Source organism: Methylomonas sp. LWB, assembly GCF_001856095.1.
GTDB classification, from domain to species: Bacteria; Pseudomonadota; Gammaproteobacteria; order Methylococcales; family Methylomonadaceae; genus Methylomonas; species Methylomonas koyamae_A.
Genome location: NZ_MKMC01000026.1, coordinates 19255 through 31918 on the forward strand (window position 1 = coordinate 19255; position 12664 = coordinate 31918).

The window sequence follows — 12664 nt, forward strand, 5'->3', positions numbered from 1 at the left end:
TCTTGGTTAGTTGGGAACGCGGCGAATGGTGGCGCCCAGTTGCGCCAGCTTTTCCTCAATGTGGTCGTAGCCGCGGTCGATATGATAGATCCGATCCACCAGCGTTTCACCCTCGGCGGCCAAACCGGCCAAAACCAAGCTGGCCGAGGCCCGCAAATCTGTCGCCATCACCGGCGCGGCCTTCATTTGTTCGATGCCGGTACAGATCGCGGTATTGGACTCCAATTTGATTTGCGCCCCCATGCGCTGCAATTCCTGGACGTGCATGAAGCGGTTTTCGAACACGGTCTCGGTGATCAAGCCCACGCCTTCGGCCACCGAATTCAGCGCGGTGAACTGGGCTTGCATGTCGGTCGGGAAGGCCGGGTAGGGCGCGGTACGCACCGTGACCGCCTTGGGTCGCTTGCCGTGCATGTCCAGTTCGATCCAATTCTCGCCGCAGGTGATGTCGGCGCCGGCTTCCTTAAGTTTGACCAATACCGCGTCCAAAATGGTCGGATCGGTATTTTTCAATTTGACCCGACCGCGACTGATCGCGCCGGCCACCAGATAAGTGCCGGTTTCGATACGATCCGGCAGAATGTCGTAATGCAGGCCGACCACACCGAGTTTCTCGACACCTTCGACAGTCAGAATATCAGTGCCTATGCCGGTAATTTTGGCGCCCATCTTATTGAGAAAGTGTGCCAGATCGGTGACTTCCGGTTCCTTGGCAGCGTTTTCAATAATCGTCACGCCTTCCGCCAACGTGGCGGCCATCAGAATATTTTCGGTACCGGTCACGGTGATTTTGTCCAGTACCAGCCTGCAGCCTTGCAGGCGCTTGGCTTTGGCGTGGATGTAACCGGATTCGACAGTAATGTCCGCGCCCATTTTGATCAGCGAATCGATGTGAATATCGACTGGCCGAGTACCGATCGCGCAACCGCCCGGCAATGACACGTAAGCCTCGCCGAAGCGAGCCAGCAAGGGGCCCAGTACCAGGATCGACGCGCGCATGGTTTTTACCAATTCGTAGGGCGCTTCGTACTTATGAATGGTGCTGGAATCGACTTCGATGTTCATTTTCTCATCGACGGTCAAGCCGACGCCCATTTGCCCCAGCAATTCCATTGTGGTGGTGATGTCGTGCAAATGCGGAATGTTGCCGACGCTGACCGGCACTTCGGACAGCAAGGTGGCGGCTAGAATCGGCAAAGCGGCGTTCTTGGCGCCGGAGATTCTCAGTTCGCCGGTCAGCGGTTTACCGCCGGTTATTAACAATTTATCCATGGGTGTATGCGATGGTTTAGCGGCGCGATCAGCCGCGGTTGGCAAAATATTCGGTTTCGTCGAAACCGCTGAGTTTGGCGAGCGCCAGCAGTTGCGCCGGCACGTTTTTGAAAGTCAGGCGCACCCGGCTGGCCCGGCTCTGCTTGATCCATTCGATCATCAAAGCCAAACCGGCACTGTCGGTGGTACCGACTTGAGCCAGGTCGATGCAGATACTGTCCATGCCTTTCAGGAACTTAAACGATTTCAGGGATTGTCTGTCGATGCTGGCAAAGGTCAAATTGCCGGTGACGGCGTAGTGACCGGGGGCCAGTTCGCTCAGCGTCAATACGGCCATTACTTGCCTTCCGCCTTATTCATCATGAATTTACTGATCATTTCCTCCAATACGATGGCCGAGCTGGTGATATCGAGCTTACTCTTGTCCTTTAAAAAACTGTCCGACGAACCCGGATCGATATTGATGTACTGCTCGCCTAGCAGTCCCGCCGTATAAATACTGGCGCCGGAATCTTCGGGCAGATTGTCGTACTTGGCTTCTATGCGCATTTCCACGACAGACTCGTGGCTTTCGTGGTCCAACGTAATCGCCGACACCCTGCCGATGCGGACCCCAGCGATGGACACCGGCGACTTGACTTTCAGACCACCGGAGTTTTGAAAGCGGGCAATCACGGTATAGCTGTCGTCGCTGGTATACGTGCCCAGGTTGCTGACCTGCAAGGCCATGTAAAACAGCGCGGCAATGCCGCAAGCGACGAACAGGCCGACCAAGGTGTCCTGTGTCTTGGAATGCTGCATGTTAAATGTCTCCAAACATCAGTGCGGTTAGTATGAAATCGAGAGCCAGTACCGAGAACGCCGAGTTGACCACGGTACGGGTGGTGGCGCGGCTCACGCCCTCCGAAGTTGGGATAGCGTCGTAACCTTCGAATAGCGCAATCCACGACACCACGAAGCCGAATACCACGCTTTTGATGACACCGTTGACGATGTCTTCCTGAAAATCGATGCTGGCTTGCATCTGCGCCCAAAACGCGCCGTCGTCCACGCCAAGCATGCCGACGCCAACCAGATGGCCGCCCATCACGCCGATCGCGCTGAACAAAGCCGCCAACAGCGGCATCGACAGGAAGCCGGCTAGAAAGCGCGGCGAAATGATGCGCTTGATCGGGTCGACCGCCATCATTTCCATGCCGGACAGTTGTTCCGTAGCCTTCATCAGACCGATCTCGGCGGTCAGCGCCGAACCGGCGCGGCCGGCGAACAACAGAGCGGACACCACCGGCCCCAACTCTCGAACCAGCGACGCGGCGACCATCACGCCCAGCGATTCCTCGGCGCCGAAGTCGGACAGAATGTTAAAGCCTTGCAAGCCGAGCACCATGCCGACGAACAGACCGGAAATGGTGATGATTAGGAAGGACAAAACGCCGACCGAATACAGTTGTTTGAGCAGCAAATTGGGACGCGGCAACACGTCGCCGATGCCGGTCAAGGTATGGGACAGGAAAAACGCGCCGCGACCGAGCTTGGCAAAGCTGTCGCGGGTGGTTTTGCCCAGGTTTTGCAAAAATTCTAGCATCGCTAATTACAAGGTAGTTTTGCCGGCCAGCAGGTCGTCCAGGTAATCGGGCGCTGGGTAGTGGAAGTGTACCGGACCGTCCGCGTCGCCGTGCATAAACTGTTGCACCCAAGCCGAGTCCGACTGTCGCAACTGTTGCGGCGTGCCCTGGCCGACGATTTTGCCTTCCGACAAGACGTAGATGTAATCAGCGATCGCGGCGGTTTCCTGCACGTCGTGCGATACGATGATGCTGGTCAATCCCAATGTCACGTTCAGCGACTTGATCAAATGCACTAATGCGCCCATCGAAATCGGGTCCTGGCCGGTAAACGGTTCGTCGTACATAATCATCAACGGATCGAGGGCGATGGCCCGAGCCAGAGCCACCCGGCGCGCCATGCCGCCCGATAATTCGTTGGGCATCAGACGGTGAGCACCGCGCAAGCCGACCGCATGCAACTTCATCAGCACCAGCGTACGTATCATGGATTCCGGCAGATGAGTGTGCTCGCGCAACGGAAACGCCACGTTATCGTAAACGTTCATGTCGGTCAGCAAGGCACCGCTTTGAAACAGCATGCCCATCCGCTTGCGCAATTCGTAAAGCTCGCGGGTTTTCAGGCGATGCACGTTTTGACCATCGACCAGAATTTGACCCCGGTCCGGCGCCAGTTGGCCGCCGATCAGTTTCAGCAAAGTGGTTTTACCGGTGCCACTTGGCCCCATGATCGCAGTGATTTTGCCGCGCTGTATGGACAGATCGACGCCGTCGAAAATTTTTCTAGTGCCCCTGGCAAAGCTCAAGTTGCTGACGGAAACGATATGGTTTTCGGGGCTTGCGCTGCTGGGCATTTGCGGAGTTCGCCGGCGGATATTAGATTTAAACGGGTTATTTTCCATGAGTCCTCGAGCTTAAGTCAATGCAAGACTGGGGAAAGTTCCTTTAAGTGACCGCAATAGATGGTCGACCGCTCGAATGGCCGGCTGGAGTCCAAGACCAGGACCGGTTGAGATTCGCCGAAGAAAGGTCGGCACAGAGCTCATGAAGTTGCTTAATTACCCTCGAAACGCACGCAAATGCTTCGTCAAATCAGCAGGAGTTACATCCCAGCGACAGACACAACTCAAACATCATCCAGAATTCTCGGCGAGCAACGACTCTTGAAACCACTCCGTTAACGCCTTGGCCGCACCCATCGCGTCGAGCCTTCTATCGATCACATCGTGATTACCCCAAACCACATCGTTTAAAACGCCGCTGTCGGCTTGAGCTTGGATATCATTGCAGTACAAACCTTTGTCGCGTTGTACATAGTAGCCGTAAGTGCGGCAGGCGACCGGGCGCTGAAGGTAAACCCGGCAACTGCCGGTTGAGCGATCGAGTAGCGGGCAAACTAACGGAAGATTGACTTGTTTAGCAAGATCAACGATCTCTTGACCCACCGTCCGCATCACGTCCGGCGGCAACAACGCTAGCCCTTCGGCCAGCAGCTCCCACTCGGCACGGCTGATTTTGGGGATGTCCGCCAGCCTGTGGCAGCATCCTTCGCAACCACGCCGACACAGCCAACCGGAATACGCGGTACGGGTCGCGGCAACTCGGGCATCAATATCGGTGTGCAACGATCTGAGTAGAGACATGGTCGCGCTGAATGGTTACGATGATAGTTAACATAGTACCCGAGGCAGAGCCGCTTGCCATCGACGGCCCGTTCGCCTCAGTGTTTTTCGTAAAACACCGGACCGAGTCAAACCAACCCAGGCGACGTTCCGGCCTTCCTAAGCTCCAATTGCCCGAGGTGCGATCAGTGTCTTGCGAGCACGACGCGGTCCGCCAACCAACGACCGACCACGATACTGGGGATCTCCACAAGACGATAACAAAGCAAGGCCAAGCCTTGCACGATCAACATCGTCAGCAACCATCCCCCCAACCACAAGAACAGGCGGCTCTCGCTAAACGCTTGCAGACCCATCAAAACGTAAGGGGTCAGACATATCAGGACCGCCATGTGAATCAGGTAGGTGCTGTAGGAAACCTTGCCGATTTGCCGCAGCGAGGCCTTCGACAAAATAGCCTGCACGCGGACCGACGCAAGCACGAACAGCAAGATCATGCCGGCACCCAGACCGGTTCCCAACCACACCAATTGACCGTCGCTCCACTCTATCCACGGCTTGGGTAGCAAAGTTGCTCCGGTATAAAACAAAACCCCTACGCCTAACAAGAAACGCCGTAGCGCCGGAGATCCGACCAGATAGGCTTTGATCGTAGGCAGATAGCGGGCAATGGTCAAACCCAACAAAAAATGCAGCAAAAAGGCCGATACGCCCAACAAAGCAATGGCCAACACGCTGAAAAAGACTACCCAGGACGTGCCACGATCGACCAGCAGCAAGCCAACCGGCAGTAACAGGGACAACACCAACTCGACGCCCAGGGTCCAGGATTGCGGCAACAGCACGATAAGATCCGGCATATTCAGCAAAAAGCCCTCCCTGACCATCGCCGACGCATCCAACGGAAATTTATGCCACATATTTACGATCCAGTCGGTCGGCGCCAGCGCGGTAACCGGTACCGGGCGACCGAAGGTATGATTGAACAATCCGGCGCTGAGCCCCAACACCAATAGGTAAGGAAACCAAATTCGAAACACTCGACCGATCAAAAACCGTGTCAAATCGAAGCGCGTCAAGTCCGGCATGTGGCCATGCTGGAAGTACTTTAGGGAAAGCACCAGACCGCTCAACACGAAGAACATCGACACCGCCGCGGAACCTTCCCACCAAAAATGCAACGGCGAAAAATCCAAAATTTGTTCGCATAACGGTGTTTGACAGGGCAAGCCATAAGCAATCACATAATGCTCGCTGACCACGGTCAACGCCGCCAAGCCGCGAATCGTGTCGAGATAGCTAATGTGGGTTTGTTTGTGCACGACGGAGCCTCGACTTGCTACTTTAGAACTAAGCCTAAAAATGTAGTCGGTGTTCGAATTTGTGCATGGAGGCGTTCGCTTTCGGCCATTTGCGCGCATGCCTTCTGGAACTCCGTGAAGGGTGCGGCCGGGCTTTGCCTGCTTATCGCCAGCGGTGTTAGAATCCGCGCGGCATCGATCTCGCGCCGAAGCGAGCGATGTGCGTCAACGGGGACGCTGGACCGCCGGTTTTCCGAGGTTAGGCTTTCGCTCTCCGCTTTGGTAGAATCGGCCCAATTTGCCTGCGGCCGTCCGATTGACCGGACCTAGTACCTCGCCGCCCATTCCGATTTCGCCGATTTCGACACCATGCCTAACCACGCGCTTACCAAGCTGTTCCGCCCCGAAGTTCTCGCCATGTCGGCCTATCATGTCGCCGATGCCCGCAACTTGATCAAACTCGACGCGATGGAAAATCCGTACACCTGGCCGGAACACATTCAGCAACGCTGGTTGGAATCGTTGAAAGCCTGCCCGATCAACCGCTATCCGGACCCGACCGGTTCCGCCTTGTGCGAACAATTAAGACGCGCGAACGCGATTCCGGATCATGCCGCGCTATTGCTCGGGAACGGTTCGGACGAAATCATCCAGATTCTGCTGATGGCGCTATCCGCCGATGCCACGGTACTGGCTCCGGAACCCGGCTTTGTGATGTACCGACAAATCGCCCGTAGCCTGGGACTAAATTATGTCGGCGTACCGCTGGCGACCGATTTCGCGTTGGACTTGTCCGCGATGCTGGCAGCCATCGCCGACAACCGGCCGGCGACGATTTTCATAGCCTATCCGAACAACCCAACCGGCAATCTGTTCGACGCCCAAGCCATCAAAACCATCATCGCCGCGGCGCCGGGATTGGTTGTCGTTGACGAGGCTTACGCGCCGTTCGCCGACGCCAGCTTCGTCGGCGAATTAGGGAATTATCCCAATCTGCTAGTGATGCGTACCGTCTCCAAACTCGGTCTGGCGGGTTTGCGTCTGGGCTATTTGGCCGGCCCGGCCGAGATCGTCGCCGAACTCGACAAAGTTCGCCTGCCCTACAACATTAATAGCCTGACCCAAGCGACGGTCGGCTTCGCGTTGGAACACGGCGATTTCCTCGCGCAACAAACCCAAGCCATCCGTGCCGAGCGAACTGCAATGGCCAAGGCCTTAAAAGCCTGGCCGACGCTGACCGTCTATCCCAGCTCGGCCAATTTCATCCTGTTTCGCACACCTGTTGGCACAGCCGACCAATTGTTCGCCGGACTGAAAGCCCGCGGAATTTTAATCAAGAATCTGTCCGGCCAAGGCGGCGTGCTAAGCGACTGCCTACGGGTCACGATAGGCAAACCCGAAGAAAACCAGAGTTTTCTGAACGCGCTGGCCGCTGCTCTGGCCGAATTACCGCGCTGAAGGCGCCAGCTCCCCGTTTGGGCCAAAACCGCCAGCAACCCACGCCAGGCGCGGCCGCCAGCCCAAGAACCATTTCATTAATCCGGGCCAGTAAGGTATATTTGCCAAAAACTATAATAATCGGTGTATTGCCCGATACACCGCACATCACGCAGGAGTGTTACCTATGAACCAAGAAGGCGTCGATCATTCAAAACGCCAGTTTCTGACCTCGGCTTTGTCGGTGGTCGGAGCCGTGGGGGCCGGCTATCTGGCCGTTCCCTTTCTCTCGCAAATGCAGCCGAGCGCCAAGGCCATGGCCGCCGGCGCGCCGGTCGAGGTCGATATCAGCAAAATGGAGTCCGGCCAATTGATCCGCGTCGCTTGGCGCGGCAAACCCGTTTGGGTTTTGAATCGAACCCCGGAGGTTTTATCTACGCTGACGACTTTGGACAGCAAACTCGCAGACCCTGTCTCCAACGAATCCCATCAACCTGATTACGCCAAAAACTCGTTGCGCGCGCTGAAACCTGAAATTTTCGTCGCGGTCGGCCTGTGTACCCATCTGGGCTGCTCGCCCACGTTTCGCCCGGAAATCGCCCCTAACGATCTCGGCCCCGATTGGAAAGGCGGATTTTTCTGCCCTTGCCACGGCTCCTGGTTCGATTTAGCCGGCCGCGTCTATCGCGGCGTGCCGGCTCCGACCAATCTCGAGATTCCACCCTACCGTTATGTGACCGACAGCCTGATCATGATCGGCGAAGACAACGAGGCGAAATCAGCATGAAGCAAAAAATGAATCAATGCAGCGACTGGCTGCTGGAGCGTTTTCCACTCTCCGATTTGTGGAACGAACACATGGCGCATTACTACGCGCCGAAAAATTTCAACATCTGGTATTTCTTCGGCTCGCTGGCGCTGTTCGTACTCGTCAACCAGTTCATAACCGGCATTCTGCTGACAATGAATTACAAACCGGATGCCAAACTGGCCTTCGACTCGGTCGAATACATCATGCGCGACGTCAACTGGGGATGGCTGGTGCGTTACATGCATTCCACCGGTGCCTCGGCCTTCTTCATCGTCGTCTATCTGCACATGTTCCGCGGCCTGATGTACGGCTCGTTTAAGCAACCGCGCGAGCTGATTTGGATTTTCGGCATGCTGATCTTCGTGTGCTTGATGGCCGAAGCTTTCATGGGCTATCTACTGCCTTGGGGCCAAATGTCCTACTGGGGCGCGCAGGTGATCATCTCGTTGTTTAGCGCGATACCGGTAGTGGGCGACGAATTGTCGCTGTGGATCCGCGGCGACTACGTGGTTTCCGACGCTACCTTGAACCGCTTCTTCGCGTTCCACGTCATCGCGGTACCGCTGGTTTTGCTGATTCTGGTATTCCTGCACATCGTCGCACTGCACGAAGTAGGTTCGAACAATCCGGACGGCATCGAAATCAAGGAAAATCTGAACTGGAAAGAACATCCGATTGACGGCATTCCCTTCCACCCGTACTACACCGTCAAAGACATCGTCGGCGTCGGCGTGTTCATGTTCTTTTTCGCGACGGTAATTTTTTATATGCCGGAAATGGGCGGATTCTTTTTGGAGCACGCCAACTTTATCCCGGCCGATCCGCTGAAGACCCCGGAACACATCGCGCCTGTCTGGTACTTCACGCCGTTCTACGCGATTTTACGCGCGGTTCCCGACAAGTTCGCCGGCGTCATCGCGATGGGCGGCGCGATCGTAGTGCTGTTCATGCTGCCTTGGCTGGATCGCAGCCCGGTCAAATCCATCCGCTATCGCGGCGGCATGTTCAAGAAAGCGCTGTTGCTGTTCGTCGTCAGCTTCATCGGCTTGGGCTATTTGGGCACCCAACCGGCCACGCCGACAGCGACGACGGTAGCCCGCTTCCTGACCGCGATCTACTTCGGCTTCTTCCTTCTGATGCCGTTATATACCCGCTGGGAGAAGACCAAACCGCTGCCCGAGCGCCTGACGGAGCAACCAACGCTGGAAGACCGCATTCCAGCGGTATTGGCACTGATAGACAAAGTCGTCGAAGTTCATCATGTTCCCGACAATTTAGGAGGAACCATCGCCAAGAAAAGGCCGAATTGGGCCGGCGTTCAAGCCGTGCTGATTCGTTTTGTCAAAAACCTGAAAAAGAGCCTGGACTAAGCCATGAAAAAGATACTCTGCACTCTTTTGTTTTTGCTGCCTTTTTGCGTTAACGCCAGTAGCGGAATCGAACTGGATAGTCCGGACATCGATCTCAGCGACACCGCATCGTTGGAACGCGGCGCCAAGTATTACGTCACCTATTGCTTGGGCTGCCATTCCGCGAAGCACATTCGTTACAAGCGCATCGCGATGGATTTAAAGCTGGATGAAAGCGAAATCCTGAAAAACGTCGCGCCGCTCGGTGCCGGCATATACGATCAGATGCATTCGGCGATGAATGCCCACGACGCCGAGAAGTGGTTTGGCACTACGCCGCCGGATCTGTCGCTAATTGCCCGCTCACGCGGCGCGGACTGGCTATATACCTATCTGCGAAGCTTTTACAACGACAAAAACAAGCCGCTAGGCGTCAACAACTCGGTCTTTCCGGATGTCGGCATGCCCAACGTATTCTGGCAGTTGCAAGGCACGCAGACCGCAGTGGTTCATAAGGTCGACGGTCGCGACGTGATCACCGAGCTCAAATTGGAGCAACCCGGCCAGTTGTCGCCCAAGGAATTCGACAAGATGGTGACCGACTTGGTTAACTTCCTAGTCTACGTCGGCGAGCCGGTGCAATTGGAACGCCAGCAAATGGGTAAATTCGTGCTGTTCTTCCTGCTGATGTTCATCGCACTCGCGTACTTATTGAAGAAGGAATACTGGAAAGACGTACACTAATAGCCAAGGCCGTAGAGCAAAAACCGGTAGAGGGCTAGGCTCTCTACCGGTTTTTTTATCCGGAAAATTTGGACTGCGGCATCGGCCCTATGCCTGCTGAGAAACAATTCCGGTCTATACTCCGGTAACACGCATTCCAGACAGCTTGTATGCCGCGCTTTTTTGCAATGAGAATTCGATATGGCGAGCTACCGCATTCCAGGCCCGTTACAAGGATTGTTCGACAACGATATCGACCAAGGCACGCTATGCCGGTCGCTTAGCCCATTACCCGGCCCGCACATACTCACGACTGGATACCACTGCTTGTTCGCGGAAGTCTCCGCCGGCAGGTCGAGCTCGAGTGGCATTTCGCTGCAAAGCGACACCAACCCCGCCAAGGAACTAGCCCTGAGCGGAGACGGATTGAAGCTATTGAAAGACATCGAAACATTGCGTTTAAAGCCATACGACGACCAAACCGGCAAGGAAATTAACGCATGGGTCGCGGGAGCAACCGTCGGTTACGGGCATTTGATCAAAGCCGCCGAATGGAATTTGTACAAAAACGGCATCACCGAGTTTACTGCGAGTACATTGTTCGGTCTGGACCTCACGCCGTTTGTCACGGCGGTTCGTAGCAGGATTACGAGTTCCTTGGAACAGCACCAGTTTGATGCCTTAGTAATGCTGGCTTTCAACATCGGCGCCGGTGCCAACGGCTTTGCCGGTTCCTCGGTGGTTAAGATGATCAACGACCCCACCGCGAAAACCAATTACCCCAATCTGGAAGCCGCCTGGAAGGCTTGGAATAAGTCGCAAGGCAAGGTATTGAAAGGCTTGGAGAATCGCCGCGCATGCGAATGGGTGGTTTTTTCACAAGGCGTTTACAAAAAATGGTGAGCAAATGATCGGATTCCGTCGCCGTTCCGCGTTGATCGCGGTTGTGTTGAGCTTAAGTTTTAATTTCGCGCACGCGATCGACAACCCCGACACCCCGGATCTTACAGCGGAATTCCTATCTCGCGCCGATGCGTTCGAACAGGCAATTTACCAACACGCGCAAACCACGGAACAAACCGATCAGGCTTACCGCGACTACGCAGAGTTTTTGGATAAGGAGCTTAACCGCGCATATTCATCTCTGCAGAAAAATCTGCCCGAACCGAGCAAACAAACCTTGTTGCGTTCGCAACGCTTATGGCTGCAATTTCGCGATGCTGAACTGGATTTTATTAACGGAAATTGGACCACCGAGCAATTCGGCTCTTCTTCAGCGATTTCCCGTCACGGCTACCGGACCGCTCTGATCAAAAGCCGCGTATTGGAATTATTGCAATACCTAAAAAATTATTAGACCTTACTCAGCATACTCCGCGCCGACTACGGAATTCCGAGCAGGAACGCCGACGCGCCGCGAGAACGGCAACCATCACAGCTCATCACTCCGATGTATCAATCCCCGCGGATTTTTAACGACATTCCGAAATAGGGTGTTCACGGCGTTTCAACTGGATGTGACTCGCCCTTCATTTTGGCCTTACCGATTTGCAACATCTTTTCCTTATAGTCGGGCAGCATCGCTTTAAATTCGTTTTGCGCGGATTCTCGAGCCTGACGATCGCTTAAATTAGCGTCGAAGCGCTCAATAACATTCTTGACGGCGTTTTCGGTAGCCTTGGCATCTTCAGTCATCACCCGCAATTCGCTACGGTTAGGTTTTACCGGCTCATCCGAAATCCCGGGTACGGCGCTCTGCCCAACCGGCGGCACGCCGCCCCCCGCCCCGGAAGTCGGCGGCCTTGCACTCGTCTGTTGTACGGATTGTTTGTTCGACGAACTGTCGTCGGAAGAACAAGCACTTAGTAACATGGCCAAAGCAGCCACACTAAACCGGAGCCTCATCGTCATTCAATCCGGTCGATAGCTTGCGTTTTAAAGCGCGGTGACCAAACGCCATATGGCGCGGAAACCCGCCTGGGAAACTTCATCATCGATTTGCCCTCCTCTGCTATTCCGTCCCGGTCCGGAAGTACCAGTTGGCGTAGTTGATCCGGTTGCCGGCTTGGTCCGGTAGCGGCGCCCAGTTGCTGATGTAAATATAATATTGCCGGTTGGCGGTCAACGCGGCGTTCGGCGTCAGCGTGACGGTTTTGCCGTCTGCGCTCAGCGCGTAGCTCGCGCTCGGCCGTTGCCCGGTCACCGCGTCGTACAGCGCGATCGTGTCGCTGTTCAATGCCAGCGGGTTGAGCCGTTCGGCAAAGGTGATCACCACCGGGCTGTTCAGGCCGATGCCGCTGGTGTTGTTGGCCGGACTGTATTGCACCACGCTGGTCGAGAGCAGGTCGGCGCCCGCGCCGGTCGTGAAGCTTCTGTCCTGTGCCGTGCCCAGTACGTTGCCGCTCAGGTCTTCCACGCCTTCGACGTGCAGGCTGTAGCCGGTGTTCGCCAGCAGCGGTTGTTGCAACTTCAGCGTCAGGGTTTTCCGGTCGCCGCTCAGCTCGCGGGTCACCGCGATCGCGTCGCCGCCCTTGCGCAGTTCCACTCCGCCCAAGCTCAAGCCACTCACCGGTTCGTCGAATTG

At 55.6% G+C, this 12664-nt stretch carries 15 protein-coding genes; 6 read left to right on the plus strand and 9 right to left on the minus strand.

The genetic code is table 11. The features are described from left to right. Positions 1-6 precede the first annotated feature (6 nt). The 7 genes from murA to BJL95_RS13145 form a co-directional block, all read right to left on the minus strand. Positions 7-1272 carry a UDP-N-acetylglucosamine 1-carboxyvinyltransferase gene (murA, locus tag BJL95_RS13115; protein ID WP_071158593.1) on the minus strand — a complete coding sequence of 422 codons (1266 nt, stop codon included), beginning with the start codon at positions 1270-1272 and terminating at the stop codon, positions 7-9. A gap of 28 nt (positions 1273-1300) precedes the next feature. Continuing rightward, positions 1301-1609 carry a lipid asymmetry maintenance protein MlaB gene (locus tag BJL95_RS13120; RefSeq protein ID WP_064031256.1) on the minus strand — a complete coding sequence of 103 codons (309 nt, stop codon included), beginning with the start codon at positions 1607-1609 and terminating at the stop codon, positions 1301-1303. After that, positions 1609-2073: an outer membrane lipid asymmetry maintenance protein MlaD gene (gene mlaD / locus BJL95_RS13125; RefSeq protein WP_071158594.1), complete on the minus strand. Its 465-nt coding sequence runs from the start codon at positions 2071-2073 to the stop codon at positions 1609-1611. Before mlaD ends, BJL95_RS13120 begins: the two co-directional genes overlap by 1 nt. Position 2074: 1 nt before the next feature. Further along, positions 2075-2857, minus strand: coding sequence for a lipid asymmetry maintenance ABC transporter permease subunit MlaE (gene mlaE, locus BJL95_RS13130; protein ID WP_064031254.1), 783 nt, complete (start codon positions 2855-2857; stop codon positions 2075-2077). A 6-nt stretch (positions 2858-2863) separates the two neighbouring features. Then, a complete protein-coding gene (locus BJL95_RS13135; RefSeq protein WP_071158608.1) occupies positions 2864-3691 on the minus strand; it encodes an ABC transporter ATP-binding protein in 828 nt (275 codons plus the stop codon). A 279-nt stretch (positions 3692-3970) separates the two neighbouring features. Then, positions 3971-4480 carry a YkgJ family cysteine cluster protein gene (locus BJL95_RS13140; RefSeq protein WP_071158595.1) on the minus strand — a complete coding sequence of 170 codons (510 nt, stop codon included), beginning with the start codon at positions 4478-4480 and terminating at the stop codon, positions 3971-3973. A 164-nt stretch (positions 4481-4644) separates the two neighbouring features. Further along, entirely contained in the window at positions 4645-5781 is a 1137-nt protein-coding gene (locus tag BJL95_RS13145; protein ID WP_071158596.1) for an acyltransferase, read from the minus strand. Positions 5782-6129: 348 nt separating this feature from the next. On the opposite strand from BJL95_RS13145, the gene hisC reads away from it, so the two are divergent. The 6 genes from hisC to BJL95_RS13175 all read left to right on the plus strand — a co-directional run bounded on the left by hisC (position 6130) and on the right by BJL95_RS13175 (position 11437). Continuing rightward, positions 6130-7218, plus strand: coding sequence for a histidinol-phosphate transaminase (hisC, locus tag BJL95_RS13150; RefSeq protein WP_071158597.1), 1089 nt, complete (start codon positions 6130-6132; stop codon positions 7216-7218). Positions 7219-7384: 166 nt separating this feature from the next. Further along, positions 7385-7984 carry a ubiquinol-cytochrome c reductase iron-sulfur subunit gene (gene petA / locus BJL95_RS13155; protein WP_071158598.1) on the plus strand — a complete coding sequence of 200 codons (600 nt, stop codon included), beginning with the start codon at positions 7385-7387 and terminating at the stop codon, positions 7982-7984. Beyond that, a complete protein-coding gene (locus tag BJL95_RS13160; protein WP_071158600.1) occupies positions 7981-9378 on the plus strand; it encodes a cytochrome bc complex cytochrome b subunit in 1398 nt (465 codons plus the stop codon). The genes petA and BJL95_RS13160 overlap by 4 nt, the downstream gene beginning before the upstream one ends. A gap of 3 nt (positions 9379-9381) precedes the next feature. Beyond that, positions 9382-10101, plus strand: coding sequence for a cytochrome c1 (locus BJL95_RS13165; protein WP_071158602.1), 720 nt, complete (start codon positions 9382-9384; stop codon positions 10099-10101). Positions 10102-10281: 180 nt separating this feature from the next. Beyond that, positions 10282-10983, plus strand: a complete 702-nt coding sequence (locus tag BJL95_RS13170) for a lysozyme (RefSeq protein ID WP_083386017.1) — start codon at positions 10282-10284, stop codon at positions 10981-10983. Between the two features lie 4 nt (positions 10984-10987). Next, positions 10988-11437 (plus strand): lysozyme inhibitor LprI family protein, encoded by a 450-nt coding sequence (locus tag BJL95_RS13175; RefSeq protein ID WP_071158604.1) that lies wholly within the window; start codon positions 10988-10990, stop codon positions 11435-11437. A gap of 140 nt (positions 11438-11577) precedes the next feature. Here BJL95_RS13175 and BJL95_RS25480 read toward each other — a convergent pair whose 3' ends face one another. Both BJL95_RS25480 and BJL95_RS13185 read right to left on the minus strand, forming a co-directional pair. After that, the gene (locus BJL95_RS25480) at positions 11578-11775 is read right to left on the minus strand and encodes a hypothetical protein (protein ID WP_139306268.1); all 198 of its coding nucleotides are present in this window, start codon (positions 11773-11775) and stop codon (positions 11578-11580) included. 316 nt (positions 11776-12091) lie between these two features. After that, a partial coding sequence (locus tag BJL95_RS13185; RefSeq protein WP_175463713.1) for an Ig-like domain-containing protein occupies positions 12092-12664 on the minus strand: 573 nt, incomplete at its 5' end.

Bases quoted from the DNA above. Each gene is read 5' to 3' on its own strand.
- murA (WP_071158593.1), bottom strand. From the start codon at position 1,272: ATGGATAAATTGTTAATAACCGGCGGTAAACCGCTGACCGGCGAACTG.
- BJL95_RS13120 (WP_064031256.1), bottom strand. From the start codon at position 1,609: ATGGCCGTATTGACGCTGAGCGAACTGGCCCCCGGTCACTACGCCGTC.
- mlaD (WP_071158594.1), bottom strand. From the start codon at position 2,073: ATGCAGCATTCCAAGACACAGGACACCTTGGTCGGCCTGTTCGTCGCT.
- mlaE (WP_064031254.1), bottom strand. From the start codon at position 2,857: ATGCTAGAATTTTTGCAAAACCTGGGCAAAACCACCCGCGACAGCTTT.
- BJL95_RS13135 (WP_071158608.1), bottom strand. From the start codon at position 3,691: ATGCCCAGCAGCGCAAGCCCCGAAAACCATATCGTTTCCGTCAGCAAC.
- BJL95_RS13140 (WP_071158595.1), bottom strand. From the start codon at position 4,480: ATGTCTCTACTCAGATCGTTGCACACCGATATTGATGCCCGAGTTGCC.
- hisC (WP_071158597.1), top strand. From the start codon at position 6,130: ATGCCTAACCACGCGCTTACCAAGCTGTTCCGCCCCGAAGTTCTCGCC.
- petA (WP_071158598.1), top strand. From the start codon at position 7,385: ATGAACCAAGAAGGCGTCGATCATTCAAAACGCCAGTTTCTGACCTCG.
- BJL95_RS13160 (WP_071158600.1), top strand. From the start codon at position 7,981: ATGAAGCAAAAAATGAATCAATGCAGCGACTGGCTGCTGGAGCGTTTT.
- BJL95_RS13165 (WP_071158602.1), top strand. From the start codon at position 9,382: ATGAAAAAGATACTCTGCACTCTTTTGTTTTTGCTGCCTTTTTGCGTT.
- BJL95_RS13170 (WP_083386017.1), top strand. From the start codon at position 10,282: ATGGCGAGCTACCGCATTCCAGGCCCGTTACAAGGATTGTTCGACAAC.
- BJL95_RS13175 (WP_071158604.1), top strand. From the start codon at position 10,988: ATGATCGGATTCCGTCGCCGTTCCGCGTTGATCGCGGTTGTGTTGAGC.
- BJL95_RS25480 (WP_139306268.1), bottom strand. From the start codon at position 11,775: ATGACTGAAGATGCCAAGGCTACCGAAAACGCCGTCAAGAATGTTATT.